Raw genomic sequence first — 15,838 nt, 5'->3', positions numbered from 1 at the left:
TTACTTAACGATAGGTAAGGGATAAGATCGGTCCATGGCGAGGCCCAGTGACACCAAGGCGCGCATCCAGGCGGTGGCGCGCGAGTTGTTCGTCGAGCAAGGGGTGCGCAACACCAGCCTGCGGCAGATCTCCGACCGGCTCGGCATCACCAAGCCCGCCCTCTACTACCACTTCACCTCACGCGACGACCTGGTCAGGAGCATCATCCAGCCGCTGGTCGAGGACATGGAGCGGTTCGTCGCCACGCGGGAGCCCGGCGATGCGCGCGAGCTGCTCGACGACTACTTCGAGATGATCTGGCGGCACCGCGACATCCTGGTCATGATCGTGCGGGAGCTGTCCACGCTGGCCTATCTCGACCTGGGTGAGCGCATGTTCGAGTGGCGGCGGCGGTTCATCACGCTGCTGCTGGGCCCCGACCCCGACCCCGCCCGGCACATCCACGCGACCGTGGCGATCGGCGGGATGTCCGACTGCGCGGTGGAGTACGCCCGGCTGCCCCTCGAAGAGGTCAAGCCGGCGGCGGTCGAAGCCGCCGCCGCCGCGCTTGGTCGGTGAGACGACGACCCGAGCCCGGACGGACCCGGGTCCGGCGGACCGTTAGTAGACGGCGACGTAGAGGTCGGCGCCACCGGGGTGGTGCACCTCGAGGTCCGTCATGAACGCCCGTGCGGGCGTGCCGCCCGACTCGGTGTGCTTCCACACCTGCTGCCAGGCGTCGACGATCGCCTGCGGCATCTGGCCGCGCGCCTCGACCCGCAGGGCCGGGCCCGCGGGCACGCGTACGGCGACCATACCCTCGGGCAGCCTGGGGACCGTCCGCACGCCGACGCCGACGATCTGCGTGTAGGCGCCGTGATGATCGCTCTCGTAGTCGGTCAGCACCGCGTAAAGGTTCTCGTCGACGCGGCCCGGGATGTGCGCGAACGCCCCGGGGGCGCCCGCCCGCTGCCACAGCACGGGCAGCTTCGCCCTGGCGGGGTCGATCTCGTCGGCGTTCGAGGTGCGTACGGCGATACCGACGACTGTCAGCTCGTTTCTCTCAGTGACCTCCACAGGCCCTCCATCCCCCTAAGTATCCCGGCCGATCATATGGCCATAAGAAACGGGAACACCCTCATTAGCCACCCACCGCATAAGATGGACGAACGTGAAGTTCCTTAACGGCCTCGAGCCGCAATACGACCTGACGTACAGCGACGTGTTCATGGTCCCGTCGCGTTCCTCGGTCGGTTCCCGGCTCGCGGTCGATCTTTCGACGGACGACGGCACGGGCACCACCATTCCGATCGTCGTGGCGAACATGACCGCGGTCGCCGGCCGGCGCATGGCCGAGACGATCGCCCGCCGGGGCGGCATCACCGTGATCCCCCAGGACATTCCCATCGACGTCGTGACGGAGGTCGTCGACTGGGTCAAGAAGCGCGACCTGGTCCACGACACGCCGCTCACCCTGACGCCGCACGACACGGTCGGCGAGGCCATGCAGCTGCTGCCCAAGCGCGCGCACGGCGCGGTCATCGTCGTCGACTGGGACAACCGGCCGGTCGGCGTGGTGACCGAGGCCGACTGCCAGGGCGTCGACATGTACACCCAGCTGTCGCAGGTGATGTCGAGCGAGCTGCTGACGCTGCCGGCCGGGCTGGAGCCGCGCGCGGCGTTCGACCGGCTGCACGGGGGCCGCCACCGCCTGGCGCCCATCGTGGACGCCGAGGGCCGCCTGGTCGGCATCCTGACCCGCACGGGCGCCCTGCGCGCCACGCTCTACCAGCCCGCGCTCGACGCCGCCGGCCGGCTGCGCATCGCCGCCGCCGTCGGCGTGAACGGCGACGTCGCGGCCAAGGCCAAGGAGCTGCTCGAGGCCGGGATCGACTGCCTGGTGGTCGACACCGCGCACGGGCACCAGGAGAAGATGGTCTCCGCCCTGCGCGCGGTCCGGGCCCTCGACCCGGGCGTGCCGGTCGCGGCGGGCAACGTGGTGACCGCCGAGGGCGTGCGCGACCTGGTGGACGCGGGCGCGGACATCCTCAAGGTGGGGGTCGGCCCCGGCGCCATGTGCACGACGCGGATGATGACCGGGGTGGGGCGGCCGCAGTTCTCGGCCGTGCTCGAATGCTCGGCCGAGGCGCGGCGGCTCGGGCGGCACGTGTGGGCCGACGGCGGTGTCCGGCACCCGCGTGACGTGGCGCTCGCCCTGGCGGCGGGCGCGGCCAACGTGATGATCGGCTCGTGGTTCGCCGGGACGTACGAGTCTCCCGGCGACGCGCGCACCGACGCCGACGGGCGCAGGTACAAGGAGAACTTCGGCATGGCGTCCGCGCGGGCCGTGCGGCTGCGCACGGCCGAGGACAGCCCGTTCGACCGGGCCAGGAAGGCGCTGTTCGAGGAGGGGATCTCGACCTCGCGCATGTACCTGGATCCGCGGCGGCCGAGCGTGGAGGACCAGATCGACGCGATCGTGGCCGGGCTGCGGTCGTCGTGCACGTACGCGGGGGCGGGCAACCTGGAGGAGCTGCACGAGCGCGCGGTGGTCGGCATCCAGAGCGCCTCCGGCTACACCGAGGGCATGCCGCTGCACCAGAGCTGGTAGCTCGCTCAGGTTCGGCGCCAGCCGCCGGCCGCGTGGATCCCGCCGTCGACGTGCACCGTCGTGCCGGTCACGAACCTGGCCAGCTCACTGGCCAGGAACACCGCCGCGCCCGCCGCGTCGGCCGGCTCCCCGAGGTGCCCGAGCGGCGGCAGCCGTACCGGCTCGAAGGGTCCGTCCGCCATCCGCTCCCGCACGGCCGTCTCGCCCTCGGTGGGCAGCCCGTCGGGCGCGATGGCGTTCACCCTGATGCCCAGGGGCGCGAACTCCAGCGCGAGCGACTTCGTCAGGCTCTCCAGCCCCGCCTTCATCGCCGCGTAGACCGCGAACCCCGGCGCCGCCTGGTGCGCCTCGCTGGAGGTCACGTTGATGATCGACGCCCCGGCGCCCATCATCGGCAGCATCCGGCGGATCATGCCGGTGACCTGTGTGAAGTTCTCCTCGATCAGGGTCCGCTCGCCGCGGGCCGTCGTGTCGGCGAACGCGGCGTGGAACGTCCCGCCCGCGTTGTTCACCAGGATGTCCACCCGCCCCCACCGCTCGTGCACGGCCTGCGCGAAGACCTCCACGGCGACCGGGTCCCGCACGTCCAGCGTCATCGCGAGCTCGCTGCCCTGTTGAGGCTTGTCGCGGTCGCATATCGCGACATGAGCCCCGAATGCCGCGAACGTCTCCGCGATCGCCCGCCCGATCCCCCGGGCCGCCCCGGTGATCACGGCGACGCGTCCGGTGAGCAGGATCGCATCGGCAGAAAGGGCGGCCATGAACGATGACCATATCCCGACCGCATAGAGTCGTCGGGTCCATTCCTGATCGCCAATACTCGTAACAGGAGCAATTCGTGGCACTCGAGAAGCCGGAAATCGACTTCCCGGAGGGTAACCCGCCCGCCGACCTGGAGATCGTCGACATCGTCGAGGGGGACGGCCCCGAGGCCAAGCCCGGCCAGAACGTCAGCGTCCACTACGTGGGCGTCGCGTTCTCGACCGGCGAGGAGTTCGACGCGTCGTGGAACCGCGGCGAGGCGTTCGAGTTCCCGCTCGGCGGCGGGCGTGTCATCGCCGGCTGGGACCAGGGCGTGGCCGGGATGAAGGTGGGCGGTCGCCGCAAGCTGGTGATCCCCGCGCACCTCGGCTACGGCAACCGCGGCGCCGGCGCCCGCATCAAGCCGGGAGAGACGCTCATCTTCGTCGTCGACCTCCTGGGCGTCCGCTAACACCTGGGCGTCCGCCGGCACCCTGGGGCGGGTCGCACACCCGCCCCACCCCTCAGGGGGCCCATCGCCGGGCAAAATGCTGGTCTTGGCACGGCGGATTTGTCGGCGAAGTACGGCAACATAGGGCATGTGCTGTTGATCGACGTGGTACGGGTTTCGGAGGCGGTGACGCGCACGTCCGCCCGGCTCGGCAAGGTCGGCCACCTGGCCGAGCTGCTCGGCAGGGTCGGTGCCGATGAGGCGGAGATCGCCATCTCCTACCTGTCGGGTGAGCTGCCCCAGCGTCAGGTGGGCGTGGGCTGGCGGACCCTCCAGGATCCGCCTCCCGCCAAGCTCGCCGCCACCGCCACCCTGACCCACGTCGACGCCCTGCTGTCGAAGATCAAGGCCGTCTCCGGCCAGGGCTCGCAGGCGGCCCGCAAGGCCCTGGTCACCGAGCTGTTCGCCGGGCTGACCAGCCAGGAGCAGGCGTTCATGCTCCGGCTGCTCAGCGGCGAGCTGCGCCAGGGCGCCCTCGACGGAGTGATGATCGAGGCGATCGCCAAGGCGTCGGGGGCGCCGTCCGCCGACGTGCGGCGGGCGCTCACGCTGCGCGGCTGGCTGCCCGCCGTGGGCGCGGCGGCGCTGACCGGCGGCGTGGCGGCGCTGCACGCCTTCAAGCTGGAGGTGGGCCGGGCAGTCTCGCCCATGCTCGCCGGCAGCGCCCCGAACGTCGCCGCCGCGCTGGAGAAGGCGGGCACCCCGGCGGCGCTGGAGTGGAAGCTCGACGGCGTACGCGTGCAGGCGCACCGCTCCGGCGACCAGGTCCGCGTGTTCACCCGCACGCTCGACGACATCACCGCCCAGGTTCCCGAGCTCGTGGAGGCCGTGCTCGGCCTGGCCTCCGACGATCTCGTGCTCGACGGCGAGGTGATCGCGCTGCGGCCCGACGGGCGGCCGCACCCCTTCCAGGTGACGGCCAGCAGGGTGACCACCAAGACCGGCGCCCCGCGGCTGCGCGAGGACACGCCGCTGAGCGTGTTCTTCTTCGACGCGCTGCGGGTGGACGGGGCCGACCTGCTCGATCTCCCCTACGCCCAGCGCCAGGAGGTCCTCGCCCAGACCGTCATGCCCGGTCTGCTCACGCCGCGGCTCATCACAGGCGAGGTGCCGGAGGCGGAGCAGTACTTCATCGACGTGATCAAGGCAGGCCACGAGGGCCTGGTCGTCAAGTCGCTGACCTCCCCCTACGCGGCCGGCCGCCGGGGCGCCGGGTGGATCAAGGTCAAGCCGCGGCACACGCTCGACCTGGTCGTCCTCGCGGCCGAATGGGGTCACGGCCGCCGCGAAGGCAAGCTGTCCAACCTCCACCTCGGCGCCCGCGACCCGGAGAGCGGCGGGTTCGTGATGCTGGGCAAGACGTTCAAGGGACTGACCGACGAGCTGCTCGCCTGGCAGACCGAACGCTTCCTGGAGCTGGCCGAGGGGTCCACCGACGAGTGGACTGTCAGCCTGCGGCCCGAGCTGGTCGTGGAGATCGCCTTCGACGGGGTGCAGCGGTCGCCGCGCTATCCCGGGGGGATGGCGCTGCGGTTCGCGCGGGTGCTGAGATACCGGCCCGACAAGCGGGCCGCGGACGCCGACACGGTGGAGACTGTCCGCTCGCTCATGCTCTGACCCTTTGGTACCGCTCTTGCTCCTGTTGGGATGCCCTCATCTATCCCCAAGGTGACAGAGTCGGCGTTTTCGTGCTGCCCCAAGATCCCCGGCGTACGCTCAGCGTTCTGGTCGACTCGTGACCAAAGTGAGATATATCACTGAATGTCCCATTAAGTTGTCTTTACTCGCTGTTTGTCGCATATGTTCGTCCACGTTCGCGGGGCACCCGCCCCGAGCGAGGGATCGGCCGACGCGCGCCCCCATATCCGCCCCGACCTGGCCTTTCCCTGTCCTGTCCCCTAGCTAGGACTGTGGTTTACCTTGGGCCAGCACTCCTACAACCCGAGCCGTCCGAACTCGGAGAGCCAGAAGAAGGCTCCGGCCAAGCGCCGTTGGGTCACCGTCGCAGCCGGGGCGGCCGTCGTAGCCGCCGCCTCGACCACCGCCTGGGCGGCCGTCGCCAATGACGACACCCCCAAGCCCACCGCGGCGCTGGACGTGTCCCCGTCCCCCACGTACACGAGGGCCGACACCCCTCCGCCGGCGACCAAGGCGCCCCAGCCGAACAAGCCCAGCGCCAAGCCGGCCGCCCCCAAGCCCTCATCCAGCCCCAAGGCCACCTCCCTCCCGAAGGCCGAAGCCGCCCAGCCGGCGGCCAAGCCGGTCGACAAGCCGAAGACCGAGCCGGTCCGCAAGGCGAAGACCGAGGCCCGCAAGCTGAAGACCCGCGTCCTCAGTTCGGGCACCTGCGGCGCGTCCTACTACGACGAAGGGCAGATGACCGCCAGCGGCGAACGCTTCGACCCCTCGGCCATGACCGCCGCCCACAAGACGCTCCCGCTCGGCAGCAGGGTCCGTGTCACCAACCCGGCGAACGGCGACTCGGTCACCGTCCGCATCAACGACCGCGGTCCGTACGTGGGCGGCCGCTGCCTCGACCTCTCGGCAGCCGCCTTCTCCGCCATCGGCGACACGGGGTCCGGGGTCATGAGGGTCAAGTACGAGGTCCTCGCCCGCTCCTGACGCCGCGACCCGCGGTGCGTTAACCTCCACCCATGCCACACCTCTGTGACTGATCAGCAGCCGCCCGGCCCATGACCGGCCGGGCACCCCGCGAAGCGATCCCCCTTCGCCCGTCCGGTCCCTCCGGCCGGACGGCTCGGCTGCTTGGAGTCACCAGGTGTCATCCGTTCCTCCCCGCCTGCCCGGAAACTCGCTGCTCGCGCTGCTGCGCGACCATCCCGACTTCCGCCGGCTCTTCCTCGCCTCGGCCCTCAGCCTGACCGGCGACTGGTTCACCTTCGTCGCCCTGAACGCCTTCGTCTACCACCGCACCGGCTCAGCCGGGCTGACGGCCCTGCTGTTCGCCGTCGAGTCGCTGCCCGGCATCCTGCTGATGCCGCTCATCGGCTCGCTGACCGACCGTCTGGACCGCCGCCGCCTGCGCATCGCCTGCGACCTGGCCGCCATCGTCCCCCTCGCGGGCCTGCTCGCCGCCTTCCACCTGGGGTCGGTCCCCATGGCGCTGGTCTCGCTGGCCGTGCAGTCGGTGTCGGCCGCGGTGTCGAGCCCGATCCCCGAGGTCGTACTCCCCAACCTCGTCGCCCCCGACCGGTTGCCCACCGCGCAGGCCGCGCTCGGCAGCCTCTACTCCTCCGGTCTGCTGCTCGGCGCCGGACTCGGCGGCCTGGCCACGGCCGCCTGGGGCAGCACGGCCACGCTGCTGATCGACGCCGCCTCCTTCGCCGCGTCCGCCGTCCTCATCGCCCGCGTCCGCCGCCCGTTCTCCACGGGCGCGCAGACCCGCCGGGTGCGCGTACGTACCGACACCGCCGAACTGTGGCGCTTCATCCGCGCCACCCCCACCGTGACGGCCCTGCTCCTGCTGACGGCGGGCCTGCGCCTGTGCTACGGCATGGTCGGCCTCCTGCCCGTCTACGCGCTCGAACGGTTCGGCACCACCGACGCCGGAGTCGGTGTCCTCTACATGGCGCAGGGGGTGGGGTCCGTGCTCGGGCCGTTCCTGGGCCGGCGGCTGATCGGGACGTCAGCGCGGCGGCGACCGATCGGGACGCCGAGGTGGCGGCCGCTGATCGGGACGCCGGCGCGGCGGCGGCTCATCGTGCCGGGTGGCGCTCTGGCGGTGTTCGGGCTCGGCTACCTCGCCCTGGCCCAGGCCGGTGTGCTGTGGTCGGGCGTGCTCGCCGCCATGGCCGGCCACCTCGGGGTGGGCGCGTGCGCCATCCTGGCCGTCAACGGGCTGCAACTGGCCAGCCCCGACCACATCCGCGGCCGTGTGATGGTCACCGCCTTCGGGCTGTCGTCGGGGCTGCAGGGGGTGTCGTCGCTGGCGGTGGCCCCGCTGACCGTCGCGCTGGGCATGGCCGGGGCCACGCGCGCGCTCGGCGTACTCGCCTTCGGCTTCGCCCTGGTCTGGCTCTTGTACGCGCTCCGGCTGCCTGAACCCGAGGAGTGAGACTCACTGGGTCGGGCGGATGGTGGGCGTAGAGACATGCCTCCGCAAAGCCTCGGTCCTGTGCCCTCGACCCTGGGCTGACCTGCGCGTATGTGGGTAAACCGGTGATGGCCGCAAGGCCATGCTCCGCAGCGGACGCGCCAGAGGCGCCGTCGCGAGGCACAAGTCGCCCGGCCTGTCACAAATGCGGGCCGCACTTTGTCTCTACTACCAGGCAAGTTGTCCGATCCCAGAACTGGCGAACCCGGAATCACCGAAAGGTCGGTCCACCGGCCCAGAAGCGTGGCCGACGCGAGATCGCCCGTTCCGGGCAGACATACGGAGGTGTAGTACCCGTGGCCAACGACTCAATGGACAGGACCGCCGAGCAGGGGAGCTCTGCGGGGCCCGGACCCAAGATGCTGGCTGACATCAAGCCGCCCTTCATTCCCGACGGTGCTTCGGGGATGACCGTCTTCGTCGACTGGCCTCCCGGCCACCCCGGCGCCGCTCCGCACCGCCACTCGGGGCCGGCTTTCGGCTACGTGATCGAGGGCGCGGTCCTGTTCGAGCTGGAGGGCGAGCCGGAGCGCGTGGTCAAGGCCGGTGAGACGTTCTGGGAGCCGGGCGGCGACGTGATCCACTACCAGGACGGCAACGCCTTGCCGGACGCGCCGACCAAGTTCGTCGTGTTCATGCTGTGTGAGCCGGGTCAGCCGATGCTCACGTACGTCGACCAGGAGGAGCTGGCGCAGCGGGCCCACCTGCGCGCCCCGCGTCCCACCGCAGGCTGATCCGCCTGTTCGATACGGCGGAGCGCGGACCCCATCCGCGGGTCCGGCTTTACCTGGCGGCCGGAGAGCCGGACATCGGCTCTCCGGCCGATCGTTGTCGGACGTCCTGTGGATCGATGATCAGGTGCGCACGAGGGGCTCAGGGGGCGAGGTCGATGGTGCCCGGGATGCCCTGGCGGGTCATCTTGGCGTACGGGGACAGCGCGGTCGCCTGGGCGAGCAGCGGGGTGGCCGTGTCACGTTCGACTCCGGGCCAGGTCACGACGAGGTCGGCGCGTAGCTCGTAGCCGCCGTCGGCGGGGTCGCGACCGAAGGCGACGGTCACCTCCACGGTGATCGGTCCGGGGTCGAGGAGGTGCCGGCGGGCCAGCAGGCTGAGGGCGCCGTGGAAGCAGGCGGCGTACCCGGCGGCGAAGAGCTGCTCAGGGTTCGGGCAGGTGGCGTCGCCGCCCAGCTCCTCGGGCATCCGCAGCTCCAGGTCGAGGGCGCCGTCGGCGGAGCGCGCCCGGCCGGTGGCCCGGCCGTGGGCGGAGCCGCCGCCGCTCACGGCGACGCGGGTGACATAGAGCGGTTTGAACGCGGAGCCGCGGTAGTCGTGTTCCGTGGACAATGTCGGGTCGTTCACCGGTACGCCTTTCAGCGGCACGCGGGGCGCCTGCGGTAAGAGGGGCTGGTCATGGGCGGTGCCAGCGCTGCAACTTGTCGGGGTTCAGCACGATCCACACCGCGGTGACCTCGGCTCCGGCGACGCTCACACCGGCCACCGCCACGGCTCGGCCCGCCCGGCGCAGCACCAGGCCCGTCCGGCCGTTCACGGGCTCGACGGCCACCTCGGTGCCGGGCTGGCCGGTCAGCAGAGCCGTGACGAACCGGGCTACCGCGGCCGCGCCGTAGGTGGGGCGTACGGCGGCGCGCAGTTTGCCGCCACCGTCGCTCACGACCATCGCGTCGGCGGCCAGGACCGCCTGCAGCGCCGCCGCGTCCCCCACATCGCAGGCCGCGGCGAACCGGCGCGCGACACGGTCGTGTCTGGCGAGCATCGCGCGGTCCGACCTGGCCTGCTGGGGCACCCGACCGGTGGCCGGCTCGGGCCGGCGTGCGGGACCGGCGGCAGGCTCGGGCCGGCGGGCCGAGCCGGTGGCGAGCAACTCCAGGCAGATGCCGCCGGCGACCCGCGTCAGCCAGGCGCGCGGCACCGCGATGGCGGCGCGTTCTTCGTCGTCGAGGGCGTACCAGCGGCGATAGGTCTCTTGGACGATCTGGTCGGCCGTCATCTCCGAGCCGAACATCCACAAGGCGATCTCGAGGAGGTGCTGCCGTTCGTCCAGCATCTCCGCCAGCGTCCCGGCGCTCACTTCGCTCATGTCCTGCCGCCCTGTTCTCTCGGTGTCGGCAGTTAAGACCGGACAGCCGGTCTTGTTGTGACATCTCGGGGAGATCCTGAGAGGCGAACGTACTGGGCGCCCTGATACGGCGGCGGATGGTCTGTCAGTTGGGGTGGTGTACCCGGGCGCGTGACCGTTCGAAGGCGTCGAACGCGGCGAGCCGTTCGAGCAGCAGCAGGAAGGCGAGTTCGAGCGCTTCGCCCCGTTCGGCGCCCAGTGTGGGGTCGAGGCTGGTGTCGACGGGTTCGGGGAGCCAGGGCCCTATATAGGCTTCGCGTCGCGAACGGGCGGACCGGGCGACGTTGATGGCCAGGCGGGTGGTGATCAACGCCAGGAAGGCCGAGGGGTTCTCGATGGTCGAGCGGTCGGTGTTCTGCCAGCGCAACCAGACTTCCTGAAGGATGTCCTCGGCTTCCATCGCGCTGCCGAGCATCCGATAGGCGATGCCGAACAGGCGCGGGCGCAGCTCGCAGAAGGCGGAAGCAGCCTGTTCGAGCGCGCTCTCCTGTTCCAGGGATTCCGCACGCATGTTCACCCCCGCTTTCGCCGGGTCAGCGGCTCACGCACCGTGATCGTCGCGCCGGGAGTCGTCCTCCAGCGTCTCGACCGCGTCGAGCAGACCCCGCAGGCCGATCTCCTCGCGCTCGGCGTCCGTCGGATCGAAGAGCCATTCGGTGACCGGCAGTTCGGCGGCCTCCTCCGGACGGCTCGTCTCGACCAGGGCCACTTCTTCCTCGACCTCGACCTGGAGTTCGTACAGGAAGCTGTCGTCACCGCTCGGAGTGTTCATCGTTCCTCCATACGTGGCTTGGGTGTGCGGTGCTTGGGGGTGCGGTACTTGGGGGGCGGTACTTGGGGGGGCGGTCAATGCGACCTGAGGTGAAGACGTGGGGCTACTGGGCGGCAGCGGTCTGCTCGAGCCAGTCGCGGTAGCGGATCTTGCCGAGGATCGCGCCCTCCCCCGGCACCAGCGTCCGCTCGCCCGGCACGCTGCCGTAGTAGCGCGCCTGCGGGTCGGCGACCACCGTGCGCGGGTCGCCCCAGGCGGCCAGGGCGTCGCGGAAGAACTCATCCATCCGGGACTGCTCGGGGCCGGCGACCTCGATCCGGCCGTTCAGCGGCTGCCCCATCGCGACCCGGCCGACCGCCTGCGCGACCTCTTCGCCCGCGATGGGCTGGAACAGCACGGGCGCGATCCGTACCTTGTCGCCGTCCGTGGCCTCGTCCGCGATGCTCCGGGCGAACTGGAAGAACTGCGTCGCGTGTACGAGCGAGAACGGGATCCCCGACTTCTCGATCAGCTGCTCCTGAGCGATCTTCGCCGCGAAGTAGCCGTTCTCCGGCATCCGCTCCGTCCCCACGACCGACAGCGCGACGTGATGCCCGACCCCGGCCGCCGCCTCCGCGGCGAGCAGGTTGCTGGTGGAGGTCTCGAAGAACTCCATCACCGCGGCGGGCTCGAACGACGGCGAGTTCGACACGTCGACCACCACCTGCGCGCCCGCCAGCACCTCCGCCAGCCCTTCCCCGGTGAGGGTGTTGACGCCGGTGCTCGGCGCCGCCGCCACCGCCTCGTGGCCGTGCTCACCCAGCTTCGCCACCACCTTCGACCCGATCAGGCCGGTACCGCCCACCACGACGACCTTCATGGCACAACCCTTTCCGTCCGCCGGGGCACCCCTGTGCCAACCGGTCCGCCAGCTAAGACAGGGCAGCCTCCGGCCTTGTGACAGCTGCCGCGAATTTTCTTCTCCGAAGCCGTCCGTGCGCCGGTGATCCGGGTTGCTACTCCACGAGTTTTCCGGCGGTGGAGACGTCGCGCATGAGCGCCGCGATCTCGCCGGGAATCGGGGGAATGGCCTCCCGCTCCACCGATCCGGGACCGGACCACACCAGGTTGACCTGCAGCGAGGGGTCGAGGTCGGGGTAGTCGGAGCGGTTGTGGCAGCCGCGGGTCTCGCGGCGCTCAAGCGCGGTCTCGACCGTCGCGCGGGCGGCGAGCGCGGCGGACTTCAGGTCGAAGGCGTGGGCCAGGTCCTGGAAGCCGGCGATGTCCGGATGTACGCCGATGTCGGCGATGCGCGCCTCTGCCGCGGCGAGTTCGGCGAGGCCTTTCCGCAGGCCGCCCTCGTCGCGTACCACGCCGGCATGCTCCGTCATGATGTCGCGGAGGGCTCGCTGCAGTGAACGGACGTTCTCGGGGCCGTCCGCGGCGAGGAGTTCGTCCACCTCCGCCCGTGCCGCGTCGAGCGCCTCGGCCGAGCGGCGCTGGGCGTCGAGGCCCGCGGAGTACTCGGCCGCCGCCTGCCCGACGATGCGGCCGAAGACGAGGAGCTCGATGAGGGAGTTGCCGCCGAGGCGGTTGGCGCCGTGCAGGCCACTGGCCGCCTCCCCGATCGCGTACAGACCGTCGACACCCGTACCGTGGTCTTCGGGCCGCACCCAGACCCCGCCCATCGAGTAGTGCGCGGTCGGCGCGATCTCGATCGGCTCCTTGGTGATGTCGAGCATCTGCAGCTCCAGGAGCGTCTGGTAGACGCGCGGCAAGCGCGTCATGATCGTCTCGCGTGGCAGCTGCGACACGTCCAGCCAAACGCCGCCGTTCGGGGTCCCGCGGCCTTCTTTGATCTCTGTGTACGCGGCCAGTGCGACGCGGTCGCGCGTGGACAACTCCATCCGCTCCGGGTCGTACCTGGACATGAACCGCTCGCCGAGCTGGTTGCGCAGGATTCCGCCCTCGCCCCGTGCCGCTTCGGAGACGAGGGTGCCGGCCGCGTTCTCGGGGGCGATGAGGCCGGACGGGTGGAACTGCACCAGCTCGGGGTCGCGGATGCGGCAGCCGGCCAGGACGGCGAGCCGGAAGGAGTCGCCGGTGTTCTCGTCTCTCCGGGAGGAGGTGCGCCGCCAGATCCGGGTGTGGCCGCCGGCGGCCAGGATCACCGCGTCGGCATGGATGACGTAGCGGCTGCCATCCGCCAGGTCGAACCCGTACGCGCCGAAGACCGCGTTGTCGCGGACGAGAAGGCGGGTGATGTACACGGTGTCGAGCATGGGGACATCGAGCTGCGCCGCGCGGTTGATCAGGGTGCGCTGGATCTCCAGGCCGGTGTAGTCGCCGGCGTAGGCGGTGCGCCGGTAGGTGTGGGCGCCGAAGAAACGCTGCGAGATTCGCCCGTCCTGCTCGCGGGCGAACGGCATGCCGTAGCGCTGGAGGTCTTCGATGCCGCGTGCGGCCCCCTCGGTGACGATTCTCACCGTCGTCGGGTTGGCCAGGAGATAGCTCTCTTTGAGGGTGTCGGCCGCGTGCTGCTGCCAGGTGTCCTCGGGGTCCATCGTGGCGAGCGCCGCGTTGATGCCGCCCGCCGCGAGCGAGGTGTGCGCGTCCGCCTTCGGCCGCTTGCCCACCGCGAGGACGCCGACCCCGCGCTCGGCGAGTTCGATGGCGGCTCGCAGACCGGCCCCTCCCGTCCCGATGACCAGGACGGACGTGGCGATCCGGTGCTCTGGCGCGTGCATGGTGCTCCTTTGGCCGCATGGGTGAAAGCCATTACGGGAGCAAGACCGGGTAGCGGCGTGATTTGTGACATCCATCCCGGCGCGCGACCTTCCGCGGACCTTTGGGGCCGCCGTCGGCCGGGGCCGTACCTCACCACTTGCCTGGCCCTACTGCCCAACGAGATAGGCGACAGGTAATATGCCAGAAATATCCCAAAGCTCGCACAAGTCGACAAAAGGGATGCCGGAGCGGGGGCGATGGCAGTGGCTGATCCTGGAGCAGGCGGTCCGGAAGAGCTCGAACAGGCGGCGGCGGTGTTCGCCGGTGTGCGGCCGCGCCTGTTCGGGATCGCGTACCGGATGCTGGGCGCCACCGAAGCCGAGGACCTGGTGCAGGACGTCTGGCTGCGCTGGCAGGCGTACGACCGCGCCACGGTGGACAGCCCGGCCGGGTTCCTGGCGACGGTGACCACGCGGCTGGCGATCAACGCCGCCCAGTCCGTACGCATGCGCCGCGAGACCTGCATCGGCCCGTGGCTGCCCGAACCCGCCGACACCGGCGCGGACCCGTACATAGGCGCCGAGCGCGGCGAGGCCCTGGAGTTCGCGGTGCTGCTGCTCCTGGAGCGGCTCTCGCCCACGGAACGGGCGGCGTACGTGCTGCGGAAGGCGTTCGACTACCCCTACGGGCAGATCGCCGACATCGTCCGGCTCAGCGAGGCGGCCGTACGCCAGCTGGTCAGCAGGGCCCGCAAACACCTGCTCGTCGAACGCCGCATCCCCGTGGCCAGGGCCGAACAACGCAGGCTGCTGACCGCCTTCGTCACCGCCGCCCGCTCCGGCGACCTGACCGCGCTGGAAGAGCTCTTCACCGCAGACGTGACCGGCTCCGGCTCCTGCGGCGGCGGGCGGGTATCCCGCATCCCCGTGGAGGGCGCGTCGCGAGTGGCGAAGCACGTCAAGGCGTTCGGCGGCCGGTTCTGGGCCGGCGCCGACGGGGCCTGGACGAGGACGAACGGGGAGTCCGCTTCACGACTCGCCAGAGCTGACAGGCTGCGGGGCCTGGCGGCGAGCTCCGGCGCGGGCCCCGACAGCCGCGGTCATGATCGTGACGGCGACCAATAGCACGCAGCCGGCCGCGATCGCCGCGACCACAGCGGCCACGCCGATCCGCGGTGTCGCGAGTGGCAGCGACAAGATGAGGGTGACGCAACCCAGGACCGCCGCGGGATGGATGACGGGCTCGGTGGTGACAAGCGCGTGGACCGCCCACAGCGCGACGAGATACAGACCGGCGGGGATGGCGACCGCGTAGCCGAGTGCCGACGGTGATGCCGCGACGCCGTGCCCGCTCTGCTCCACCGCCACTTCGAGCCCGGCGCCGAGGGCCGCCAGGGCCGCGAAGATGCCGTAATGGCCGTACCCCCACAGGTACGACCGATGACGGCGGTCGCTGAGCCCCTCCCCGGCTTCCACGAGGAAGTAGAGCCACCAGAGAGCGAACAGCAGGACGAGGCCGCACCCGGCGATGACGACCAAGGGCGCCCTGATCTCGCCCGTTTCGAGCGCCCCTTCGACGCCCCGGCTCGCGGCCAGGACGCTCTCACCGAGCAGGATGATCGTGAACAGGCCGTAGCGCTCGGCGATGTGGTGCGGGTGCCAGTTGGTGGCCCTGGTCCGTTCCGCCCACAGCGGGACCGCGAGTTCCAGGACATCCAGGATGATGAAGGACGGCAGACCGGAGAACCAGGGAAAGGCTCCCGTCTCCGCGATCAGGAAGCGCAGCACCCAGCCCAGTGTCACGAGGCTGATGCAGGCGGCGTAGCGCAGCGCGGTGCGGCGGCGCGCCCGGTCTTCGAGACCGGCCCGCAGCCATTGGGCGACGAGCCCGATCCTCATGATGACGTAGCCCAGGGTGACGATCCTGTAGTCGGCGTGACCGGTGGCGGCGGGCACGCCGGCGGCGAGGGTCAGCACGCCGGCCATCTGCACCATGGTCAGCAGCCGGTAGGCGACATCGTCGGTGTCATAGGACGAGGCGAACCACGTGAAGTTCATCCACGCCCACCAGATGGCGAAGAACACCTGGAGGAACGGGACCAGCCCGGCGAGACCGTGACCGCCGGCGATGCTGTGCGCGAGCTGGGCGGTGACGCTGGCGACCGCGACCACGAAGGTGAGGTCGAACAGCAGCTCGAGCGGGCTCGAAGTGCGGTGCGGCTCGTCGATGGGACGAGCGCTCATCCGGACTCGGACTCGGATGATGG

General features: G+C 70.8%; 17 protein-coding genes. 8 read left to right on the top strand and 9 right to left on the bottom strand.

Annotated elements, in window-relative coordinates:
• Positions 1–34: 34 nt before the first annotated feature.
• The gene (locus tag LDL49_RS00605; RefSeq protein WP_225288860.1) at positions 35–559 is read left to right on the top strand and encodes a TetR/AcrR family transcriptional regulator; all 525 of its coding nucleotides are present in this window, start codon (positions 35–37) and stop codon (positions 557–559) included.
• Between the two features lie 42 nt (positions 560–601).
• Here LDL49_RS00605 and LDL49_RS00600 read toward each other — a convergent pair whose 3' ends face one another.
• Complete coding sequence (locus tag LDL49_RS00600; protein ID WP_225288859.1) at positions 602–1,057, bottom strand: GyrI-like domain-containing protein; 456 nt, start codon at positions 1,055–1,057, stop codon at positions 602–604.
• A gap of 94 nt (positions 1,058–1,151) precedes the next feature.
• Between LDL49_RS00600 and LDL49_RS00595 the strand changes: the two genes are divergently transcribed.
• On the top strand, positions 1,152–2,591 hold the full coding sequence (locus tag LDL49_RS00595) for a GuaB1 family IMP dehydrogenase-related protein (RefSeq protein ID WP_225288858.1): 1,440 nt from the start codon (positions 1,152–1,154) through the stop codon (positions 2,589–2,591).
• Between the two features lie 5 nt (positions 2,592–2,596).
• On the opposite strand, the gene LDL49_RS00590 is transcribed toward LDL49_RS00595, so the two are convergent.
• Positions 2,597–3,352, bottom strand: coding sequence for an SDR family NAD(P)-dependent oxidoreductase (locus LDL49_RS00590; protein ID WP_225288857.1), 756 nt, complete (start codon positions 3,350–3,352; stop codon positions 2,597–2,599).
• Between the two features lie 77 nt (positions 3,353–3,429).
• On the opposite strand from LDL49_RS00590, the gene LDL49_RS00585 reads away from it, so the two are divergent.
• The 5 genes from LDL49_RS00585 to LDL49_RS00565 all read left to right on the top strand — a co-directional run bounded on the left by LDL49_RS00585 (position 3,430) and on the right by LDL49_RS00565 (position 8,691).
• On the top strand, positions 3,430–3,804 hold the full coding sequence (locus tag LDL49_RS00585) for an FKBP-type peptidyl-prolyl cis-trans isomerase (protein ID WP_225288856.1): 375 nt from the start codon (positions 3,430–3,432) through the stop codon (positions 3,802–3,804).
• Positions 3,805–3,933: 129 nt separating this feature from the next.
• Positions 3,934–5,460 carry an ATP-dependent DNA ligase gene (locus LDL49_RS00580; protein ID WP_225288855.1) on the top strand — a complete coding sequence of 509 codons (1,527 nt, stop codon included), beginning with the start codon at positions 3,934–3,936 and terminating at the stop codon, positions 5,458–5,460.
• Between the two features lie 303 nt (positions 5,461–5,763).
• Positions 5,764–6,465: a septal ring lytic transglycosylase RlpA family protein gene (locus tag LDL49_RS58125; protein WP_225288854.1), complete on the top strand. Its 702-nt coding sequence runs from the start codon at positions 5,764–5,766 to the stop codon at positions 6,463–6,465.
• A 157-nt stretch (positions 6,466–6,622) separates the two neighbouring features.
• A complete protein-coding gene (locus LDL49_RS00570) occupies positions 6,623–7,918 on the top strand; it encodes an MFS transporter (protein ID WP_225288853.1) in 1,296 nt (431 codons plus the stop codon).
• A 335-nt stretch (positions 7,919–8,253) separates the two neighbouring features.
• A complete protein-coding gene (locus tag LDL49_RS00565) occupies positions 8,254–8,691 on the top strand; it encodes a cupin domain-containing protein (protein ID WP_225288852.1) in 438 nt (145 codons plus the stop codon).
• A gap of 139 nt (positions 8,692–8,830) precedes the next feature.
• Here the strand turns inward: LDL49_RS00565 and LDL49_RS00560 are convergent, their stop codons facing one another.
• The 6 genes from LDL49_RS00560 to LDL49_RS00535 form a co-directional block, all read right to left on the bottom strand.
• Positions 8,831–9,316: an Ohr family peroxiredoxin gene (locus tag LDL49_RS00560; RefSeq protein WP_225288851.1), complete on the bottom strand. Its 486-nt coding sequence runs from the start codon at positions 9,314–9,316 to the stop codon at positions 8,831–8,833.
• A 49-nt stretch (positions 9,317–9,365) separates the two neighbouring features.
• On the bottom strand, positions 9,366–10,055 hold the full coding sequence (locus LDL49_RS00555; protein ID WP_225288850.1) for a sigma-70 family RNA polymerase sigma factor family protein: 690 nt from the start codon (positions 10,053–10,055) through the stop codon (positions 9,366–9,368).
• Positions 10,056–10,179: 124 nt separating this feature from the next.
• The gene (locus LDL49_RS00550; RefSeq protein WP_225288849.1) at positions 10,180–10,605 is read right to left on the bottom strand and encodes a sigma factor; all 426 of its coding nucleotides are present in this window, start codon (positions 10,603–10,605) and stop codon (positions 10,180–10,182) included.
• 30 nt (positions 10,606–10,635) lie between these two features.
• Positions 10,636–10,866: a hypothetical protein gene (locus tag LDL49_RS00545; protein ID WP_225288848.1), complete on the bottom strand. Its 231-nt coding sequence runs from the start codon at positions 10,864–10,866 to the stop codon at positions 10,636–10,638.
• Positions 10,867–10,969: 103 nt separating this feature from the next.
• Positions 10,970–11,725, bottom strand: a complete 756-nt coding sequence (locus LDL49_RS00540) for an SDR family oxidoreductase (RefSeq protein WP_225288847.1) — start codon at positions 11,723–11,725, stop codon at positions 10,970–10,972.
• 136 nt (positions 11,726–11,861) lie between these two features.
• Positions 11,862–13,592 (bottom strand): L-aspartate oxidase, encoded by a 1,731-nt coding sequence (locus LDL49_RS00535; RefSeq protein WP_225288846.1) that lies wholly within the window; start codon positions 13,590–13,592, stop codon positions 11,862–11,864.
• Between the two features lie 237 nt (positions 13,593–13,829).
• On the opposite strand from LDL49_RS00535, the gene LDL49_RS00530 reads away from it, so the two are divergent.
• Positions 13,830–14,696 (top strand): sigma-70 family RNA polymerase sigma factor, encoded by an 867-nt coding sequence (locus LDL49_RS00530; RefSeq protein WP_225288845.1) that lies wholly within the window; start codon positions 13,830–13,832, stop codon positions 14,694–14,696.
• Here LDL49_RS00530 and LDL49_RS00525 read toward each other — a convergent pair.
• The gene (locus LDL49_RS00525) at positions 14,601–15,815 is read right to left on the bottom strand and encodes a low temperature requirement protein A (protein ID WP_225288844.1); all 1,215 of its coding nucleotides are present in this window, start codon (positions 15,813–15,815) and stop codon (positions 14,601–14,603) included. The two genes, LDL49_RS00530 and LDL49_RS00525, sit on opposite strands and share 96 nt — an antisense overlap.
• Positions 15,816–15,838 lie beyond the last annotated feature (23 nt).

This window comes from Nonomuraea aurantiaca, from assembly GCF_020215705.1.
Classification (GTDB): Bacteria; Actinomycetota; Actinomycetes; order Streptosporangiales; family Streptosporangiaceae; genus Nonomuraea; species Nonomuraea aurantiaca.
The sequence above is the reverse complement of the archived record's forward strand: the minus strand, read 5'-3'. Positions and strand labels throughout refer to the sequence as shown.

Coding starts and splice junctions, on each gene's coding strand:
- LDL49_RS00550 (WP_225288849.1), bottom strand. CDS start 10,605: ATGCGTGCGGAATCCCTGGAACAGGAGAGCGCGCTCGAACAGGCTGCT.
- LDL49_RS00530 (WP_225288845.1), top strand. CDS start 13,830: ATGGCAGTGGCTGATCCTGGAGCAGGCGGTCCGGAAGAGCTCGAACAG.
- LDL49_RS00525 (WP_225288844.1), bottom strand. CDS start 15,815: ATGAGCGCTCGTCCCATCGACGAGCCGCACCGCACTTCGAGCCCGCTC.
- LDL49_RS00590 (WP_225288857.1), bottom strand. CDS start 3,352: ATGGCCGCCCTTTCTGCCGATGCGATCCTGCTCACCGGACGCGTCGCC.
- LDL49_RS00545 (WP_225288848.1), bottom strand. CDS start 10,866: ATGAACACTCCGAGCGGTGACGACAGCTTCCTGTACGAACTCCAGGTC.
- LDL49_RS00535 (WP_225288846.1), bottom strand. CDS start 13,592: ATGCACGCGCCAGAGCACCGGATCGCCACGTCCGTCCTGGTCATCGGG.
- LDL49_RS00555 (WP_225288850.1), bottom strand. CDS start 10,055: ATGAGCGAAGTGAGCGCCGGGACGCTGGCGGAGATGCTGGACGAACGG.
- LDL49_RS00605 (WP_225288860.1), top strand. CDS start 35: ATGGCGAGGCCCAGTGACACCAAGGCGCGCATCCAGGCGGTGGCGCGC.
- LDL49_RS00540 (WP_225288847.1), bottom strand. CDS start 11,725: ATGAAGGTCGTCGTGGTGGGCGGTACCGGCCTGATCGGGTCGAAGGTG.